This is a genomic window from Pseudonocardia sp. EV170527-09 (assembly GCF_008369905.1).
GTDB lineage: Bacteria > Actinomycetota > Actinomycetes > Mycobacteriales > Pseudonocardiaceae > Pseudonocardia.
In genome coordinates this window covers 1-7,042 of record NZ_VRMC01000147.1, presented here as the reverse complement: position 1 = coordinate 7,042, position 7,042 = coordinate 1, and the positions used below count along the sequence as shown (strand labels likewise).

The following is a 7,042-nucleotide window of genomic DNA, read 5'->3' as shown; positions in this document are numbered from 1 at the left end:
GCGCACACGGTGTCCTTCGCGTTCGACATGTCGTGGGAGGAGCTGCTCTGGCTGGTCGAGGGCCACGAGGTCCACGTGTGCGACGAGCAGCTGCGTCGTGATGCGGAGCGGCTGGTGGCCTACTGCGCCGAGCACCGGGTGGACGTGGTGAACGTGACTCCGACCTATGCCCATCACCTGTTCGCCGCGGGTTTGTTGGATGGTCCGCACGTGCCGCCGTTGGTGCTGCTGGGTGGTGAGGCGGTGCCGGAGTCGGTGTGGTCGCGGTTGCGTGACACCGAGGGCACCTGGGGCTACAACCTCTACGGCCCGACCGAGTACACGATCAACACCCTCGGCGCGGGCACCAACACCCGCGCGGTCGTCCTCGACCCGTGGCTGCGGCCGGTGCCCGACGGTGTCGCCGGCGAGCTCTACGTCGCCGGGACCGGACTGGCCCGCGGCTACCTGGACCGGCCGGACCTCACCGCCGAACGGTTCGTGGCCGACCCGTGGACCCCGGGGGAGCGGATGTACCGCACGGGTGACCTGGTGCGGCGTCGCGGCGACGGGAACCTGGACTTCCTGGGGCGCAGCGACGACCAGCTCAAGATCCGTGGTTACCGGGTGGAGCCGGGCGAGATCGAGACGGTGCTGGCCGCCGTCGACGGCGTCGGGCAGGTCGCGGTCGTCGCGCACGGCACCGCGACCGGCCCGAAGCGGCTGGCCGCCCACCTCGTCCCCGCCTCCGGGGACACCCCGCTCGACCCCGTCGCCGTGCGCGACACCGCGGCCCGGCTGCTGCCCGACTACCTCGTGCCCACGCTGTGGTCGGTCGTCGCGGCCCTGCCGCTGACGGTCAACGGCAAGCTCGACACCGCCGCGCTGCCCGAACCGGCGCCGCTCGCCACCGCCCGCAGCCGCGCCCCACACACCCCGGTCGAACGGACCCTCTGCCGGATCCTCGCCGAGGTCCTCGGGGTGGACACGGTCGGCGTCGACGACGACTTCTTCGGCCTCGGCGGCGACAGCCTGTCCGCGATCGGGATCGCCGACCGCGCCCGCGCCGCCGGACTGTCCCTGCGGGTCCGCGACGTGCTCGCGCACCCCACCGTGTCCGGCCTCGCCGCGGCACTCGGCGACGTCCCCGACCTCCGCGACCACACCGGGACGAACGACGGACCGGGCTCCGGACCGGACAGCGGGGCACCGGCGGCCGCCGGCACCGTTCGCGCCGACAGCGTTCCCGCGGACACCGTCTCGGCCGACCGGATCGAGCTCACGCCGGTCATGCGCCGGCTCGAGGAGCTCGGCGGGCCGATCACCGGCTACCACCAGGCCACCCTGGTGCGGACCCCGGTCTGGTTCACCGCCGACGACCTCACCGGGCTGGCCGGGCGGCTGCTCGACACCCACCCGACCTTCCGGGCCGCCCTCGTGACCGGCGACGACGGCCGCTGGGAGCACCTCGCCGTCGCCCGTGCCGGGACCCTCGACCCCGCGTCCCACACCCGTCGGATCGACGCGACCGGTCTCGGCGACGACGAGCTGGCAGCAGCGGTGACCGCCGCGACCGTCACCGCCCGCGACGAGCTCGACGCCGCCCCCGGCGGCATGCTGCGCCTGGTGTGGCTCGACCGCGGCCCCAGGACACCCGGACGCCTCGTCGTCGCCGCGCACCACCTGGCCGTCGACGGCGTGTCCTGGCGGCTGCTCGTCGCCGACATCGCCGCCTGGGGCCCCGGAGGGACCGGCACCCCCGCGCCCCCGGAACGCACCACCTTCGCCCGGTGGTCGCGGCGGCTCGCCGAACACGCCGCGTCCCCCGAGGTCCGCTCCGAACGCGACGGGTGGGCCCGCCGCGTCGCCGGGGCGGCACCGCTGCCGCTGCGCCGCCCCCGCGCCGCGCACGACGTCGTCGCGGGGGAGCGCCGGACGAGCGTCACACTCCCGGCCCGGCTCGGCACGTCGCTGCTCGTCGACCTGCCGCGCCGCAGCGGCGCCGGACCGGACGGCGTGCTGCTCGCCGCGCTCGGCGAGGCCCTGCAGGAGCTCCGTCCCGGCGGGCCCGTGCTGGTCGACACCGAGAGCCACGGGCGCCTCGACGACCTGGCCGACCCCGAGGCCCCCGACGGCCGGTGCGACCCCGCACGCACCGTCAGCTGGTTCACCGTCGTCGCCCCGGTCCCGGTCGGCCCCGCCGGCCCCGACCCGGTCGACGCCGTCCGGCGGGTCGCCGGCGCCCAGCGCGAGTTCGGCGACGGCGGTGTGGGCCACGGCCTGCTCCGCTTCGCCGCCGGGAGCGGGCAGGCCCTGCCGCCGTCCGGTGCCGAGGTCGAGCTGAACTACCTCGGCCGGATCGCCGCCGGCCCCCCGCCGCGCGACGACGCCTTCTCCGCCGCACCCGAGACCGCGGCCGTCCAGGTCGGAGCGCCCGGCGACGTCCGGTCCGGGCACGCACTCGTGGTCGACGTGCTCGCCCGCGAGACCCCGGACGGGCCCGAACTGGAGGCCAGCTTCACCCACGCCCGCGGGGTGCTCGACGACGACGTCGTCGACCGGGTCGCGCGCCGCTGGGCCGAGATCCTCGAGAGCTGGGCGCGCACCACCCGGGAGGAGATCTGATGGTCGCCGGGATCCTGCTCGACCTCAGCCCGCTGCGCGAGGACCGGACCTTCCGGAACCTGTTCGTTGGGCGCACGATCCTGCTGTTCGGGGTGGGCGTCGTCGCGGTGACCGTGCCGCTGGAGGTCTACACCCGCACCGGGTCCACACCGACCGTCGGGCTCGTGTCCGCCGTCGAGTCGGTCGCGTTCCTGCTCGGGTTCCTCGGCGGCGGGGTGCTCGCCGACCGCACCGACCGCTGGCGGCTCATCCGCATCACCTGGGCGCTGAGCGGGATCTCGTTCGCGCTGCTCGCCGTCAACGCCGCGGTGTGGGAGTCGACCGCGCTGACCGCGCTGTTCGTCGCCACGAACGGGCTGTCCGGATCGATCTGCATCACCGCGATGCTCGCCGTGATGCCGTCCATCGTGGACCGCTCCAAGCTGCACGCGGTCGGCGCGCTCAACACCGTGTCGCTGCGGCTGGGGTCGGTGCTGGCCCCGGTCCTCGGCGGCCTCGCCTTCGCGGTCGGCTCCGCCGCCTGGAACTACGCTGCCGGCGCGGCGGCAGCCGCGCTCACCTGGGTGCTGCTCGCCGTCACCCCGCGGCCGGGCCACGGCCGGGTCGCGGGGACCGCGGACGCCCCGGAGGAGACCCTCACAGGCGGGACGGCCCCGGACGCCGTGGAGGGGCCGCTGCGCGCGTTGCGCACCGGTGGCCGGTTCGTCCTGGGCGAGCCCGTGGTGCTCGGGGTGATGGCCGCCGGGGTGGTGGGCATGCTCGGCGGCGGCTCGATCGTGCTGGTCCCGGCGCTGGTCGCGGCCCGCTTCGACGGTCTCCCGGTCGCCGTCGGCGCGATCTACGCCGCGCTCGCGCTCGGCGTCGTGGTGGGCTCGCTGGCCAGCGGCTGGGTCCGGCGCCACCCACGGCCCGGGCTGCTGCTGCTCGTGCTGATGGTCGGGTGCTTCGCCCTCTACGCGCTGGCCGGTGCCGCGCCCGCGCTGTGGCTGACGCTCCTCGCGCTCGTCGCGGCCGGCGCGGTCAACGCGGTCGAGGAGGTCCTGCGCTACGCCCTGCTGCAGCTGCGCACCCCCGACGCGCTGCTCGGACGGGTCAACAGCCTGTTCTCCGCCCAGGCGATGGGCGGTGCCGCGGTCGGCGCCATCGTCGCCGGGACGGTCGGGGGGATCGTCGGCGACGCCGACGCCCTGTGGGTCTACAACGCCGTGATGACGGTGGTCGCGCTCCTGGCGGGGGTCCTGCTGCGCCCGCTGCGCCGCGCCACCCGGGAGTCGGTCGAGGAGCGAGTCGCATGATCTTCGTCGGGGACGGGGCACTGCTGTGGCGGGCCGTCCGGTACGCACTGGACCGCGGACACACCGTCGACGCGGTCTGCCACGGCCCGCGCAGCGCCGTACCCGACGGGGTTCCGCCCCAGGTCGTCGTGCACGAGGTCGCCGACGGCGCCGCGCTCGACGCGCTGGCCGGTGACCTCACGGCCCGGTGCTCCGACGGGCTGTTGTGGTCGCTCGACAATCCGTTCCTGCTGCGCGACGGCCTGCTCGGCTCGGGTCTGCGGCTGCTCAACGTGCACGGCGGGCCGCTCCCCGGCTACCGGGGGCTGCCGCTCGCGACGGTGGCGTACGCGATCCTGCACGGCGAGCAGGAGTTCGCGGCGACCCTGCACGAGATCGAGGCCGGGATCGACACCGGGCCGGTGCTGGCCGAGTCCCGGTTCCCGATCGACGACGACGCCGTCTTCGAGGACGTGATGATCGACCTCGTCGACGCCGCGCACGAGGTCTTCACCGAGCACCTCGACGCGGTGGTCGCCGGCTCCGGACCGACGCCGTACCGGCCCGACGGGGTGCCCGGCTACTACGGTCTCGCCGAGGCCCGCGCGATCACCGGCATGCGCGACCACCCGCGGTACGACCGGGCGACCGAGCTCGGGTTCTTCGCCGACGTCTGGCCGGAGGCCGCGCAGGCCTGGGGCGCGGACGGGACGTGACGAACGTGATGAATCCGGGATATGGCGATGCTCGTTCGCAGTCCGATCCTGACTTAGGTTGCCCTAAACACTGAACAGGAGAGGATGGACATGCACGGAACCAGGAGGATCGTCGGCGGCGCGCTGCTCGCGATCCTGGCAGTGCTCGCGCTCACCGCCTGTGGCGGCGCCGCGGAGCAGAGCGGCGACCAGCCTCCCGCCGGTCAGGCCTCCGGGACGTTCCCGGTCACCATCACCCACGCACTGGGCGAGGCCACGATCCCGGCCGCACCCACCCGGATCGTGGCGCTCAGCTACGAGCAGGACCTGCTGAGCCAGATCGGGATCACCACCGTCGGGCACAACGAGAACGCCGTCACCCCCGGCAGGCCCTACCCCTGGGAGGAGGGCAAGGTCGACTTCGCGGGCAGCGAGGTGGTGGTCGAGCCGTCCCAGGAGGTCAACCTCGAGAAGATCGCGGCGCTGCAGCCGGACCTCATCCTGGCGACGAACCTGAGCACGATCGACAAGTTCTACCCGCAGCTCAGCCAGATCGCGCCGACCGTCGTGTACCAGAAGGGTTGGAACAAGGACACCTGGCAGGACAACGCGGCGCTGATCGGGAAGGCCGTCGGCAAGGAGGCCGACGTCGCCCGCGTGGTCCAGGGCGTCGAGAAGAAGATCTCCGACACGGCCGCGGCCATCCCCGGCCTGCAGGGGAAGACCTACGCCACCGCCTACTACTACGAGCGCGGCACGTTCGTCGTCCCCACCGACTCCACGACCACCATGCCCCAGGTCTACGCCGCGCTCGGGCTGCGGATCGACCCGGAGATCGCCGCGAACGTGAAGAACCGGTCGCTGTCGGCCGAACAGATCGGCCTGCTCGACGTCGACTACCTGTCGCTGTCGTTCGCCAACGCCGACCTGCGCTCCCAGCTCTTCGCCGACCCGCTGTTCGCCAACCTCGACGTCGTGAAGCAGCAGCGCTTCTTCGAGTCCGACGAGGCCGGTGGTGTCGCCGAGAACTACCCGACGGTCCTCAACATCCCCTGGACCATCGACCGTCAGCTCGACGTCCTCAAGAAGGTCGGCGCCGCGACGGGCTGACCGGAGCCGGTCCGCAGCCGCGCGGCGTCCGACGCCGCGCGGCTGCGGACCCGGCGTGCTCGCGGCCGGTACGGAGGTCGCCACGGTGGGGAGCACCGGGAGTCCGTGAATCAGCGAGGTGGGCTCGAACGCCGCCCATCCGCAGGCGGTGGGGGCGGTGGATCCAGCCGGCCGAGCAGCTCGGTGAGCCTGCGCATGGTGTCGACGGTCTCACGGCGCTCGGTCGGGCTCAGGCGGTCGAAGGTCTGGCGTTGACGCGCGCTCAGTCGATGCTGTTGTTCCCGGACGATCGAGCGGCCCCGGTCGGTGAGTGTGACCTCGACCCGCCGTTGGTAGTGGGGGCTGCGTCGACGGTCGACGATGCCGTTGCGTTCCAACGTCGTGAGCATCCCGGTGACGGTGGGGGAGGACACGGCGGCGCGGGCGGCGAGCTCGCCGACCGACAGCGCGCCACTGGAGTCGAGCTCCTCGACGAGGTGCAGCTGGGCCAGGGTCAGCGACGGGTCGCAGCTCCGGGCCAGGGCGGCGCGGACCTGCCGCAAGCGGGCGAACAGCTCGCCGGAGGCCGTGCGGAACTCACCGAACCCGGCGGGCTCGGGAGCACTGCCGCTCACGCGAGCGGCGAGAACGCAGCGGGCCAGGCCATGATCGAGTCGGCCTCGATGATGTGCTCCGGACCTCCCGGCGGGGGCCAGCGGTGGGTCGCGACGAGGTCGCGGCGGACCTCGACCCGCTGGTCGAGGCTGTCGAACGGCCAGATGTGCACGATGCGGGCGGGCCCGTCGAGTGCGTACATCACCACCGTGATCGGGTCCACGAGGTGGCGGCCGGGCAGTCGCTGGCGCCAGCCGTCGATGGTGGCGGGCAGGCCACCGGGGACGAGGTGGTAGTCGCGGATCTCGTAGATCCGCCCGAACCGGCCGGGTCGGACGCGGGGCACGAACGGGAACGGGGCGAAGCCGGCCATCGAGAGGTCGGTGAGGTGGTCGCCGGCGCCGAAGGGGTGGCGGGACGCGGCGGCGCGTGCGCGCTCGGCGGCCAGCTCGGCGTCGTCGTCGAAGGACCGGAGGACATAGGCCCGGCCGACCGGTCCGTGTTCGGCGTACCAGCAGCCGAGGAACTCGCCGTGGGCGTCGGGTGCGGTGACCCACGGCTCGACCCCGGCGAGCGCGGCGTCGGCGTCGGTCAGCCTGAAGTGCAGCGTCGTGTACTCGTAGCGGACCGCGCGGGACGCGGGATCGAGGTCCTCGCCCGTGATCGGAGCCGGCTCGGTCATGGGGTGGTCCCTAAGGTCGTGGGTGTTCGGGGTTGGTGCCCCGGATGCCCGGGACGACGGGGTGTGGCTGATGAGGTGTTGTC

6 protein-coding genes are annotated in these 7,042 nt (G+C 73.9%); 4 read left to right on the top strand and 2 right to left on the bottom strand.

The genetic code is table 11. The features are described from left to right. From FVA95_RS26845 to FVA95_RS26830, 4 genes are all read left to right on the top strand, one after another. A partial coding sequence (locus tag FVA95_RS26845) for an AMP-binding protein (RefSeq protein WP_149666607.1) occupies nt 1-2,604 on the top strand: 2,604 nt, incomplete at its 5' end. Next, complete coding sequence (gene entS / locus FVA95_RS26840; RefSeq protein WP_149666606.1) at nt 2,604-3,899, top strand: enterobactin transporter EntS; 1,296 nt, start codon at nt 2,604-2,606, stop codon at nt 3,897-3,899. The genes FVA95_RS26845 and entS, both read left to right, overlap by 1 nt. Next, nucleotides 3,896-4,594 carry a formyltransferase family protein gene (locus tag FVA95_RS26835; protein ID WP_149666605.1) on the top strand — a complete coding sequence of 233 codons (699 nt, stop codon included), beginning with the start codon at nt 3,896-3,898 and terminating at the stop codon, nt 4,592-4,594. Before entS ends, FVA95_RS26835 begins: the two co-directional genes overlap by 4 nt. A gap of 90 nt (nt 4,595-4,684) precedes the next feature. Then, nucleotides 4,685-5,683 (top strand): ABC transporter substrate-binding protein, encoded by a 999-nt coding sequence (locus FVA95_RS26830; protein WP_161992480.1) that lies wholly within the window; start codon nt 4,685-4,687, stop codon nt 5,681-5,683. Nucleotides 5,684-5,793: 110 nt separating this feature from the next. On the opposite strand, the gene FVA95_RS26825 is transcribed toward FVA95_RS26830, so the two are convergent. Further along, nucleotides 5,794-6,297 (bottom strand): MarR family winged helix-turn-helix transcriptional regulator, encoded by a 504-nt coding sequence (locus FVA95_RS26825; RefSeq protein ID WP_161992479.1) that lies wholly within the window; start codon nt 6,295-6,297, stop codon nt 5,794-5,796. Further along, nucleotides 6,294-6,959, bottom strand: a complete 666-nt coding sequence (locus FVA95_RS26820) for an NIPSNAP family protein (protein WP_083695865.1) — start codon at nt 6,957-6,959, stop codon at nt 6,294-6,296. Before FVA95_RS26820 ends, FVA95_RS26825 begins: the two co-directional genes overlap by 4 nt. Nucleotides 6,960-7,042 lie beyond the last annotated feature (83 nt).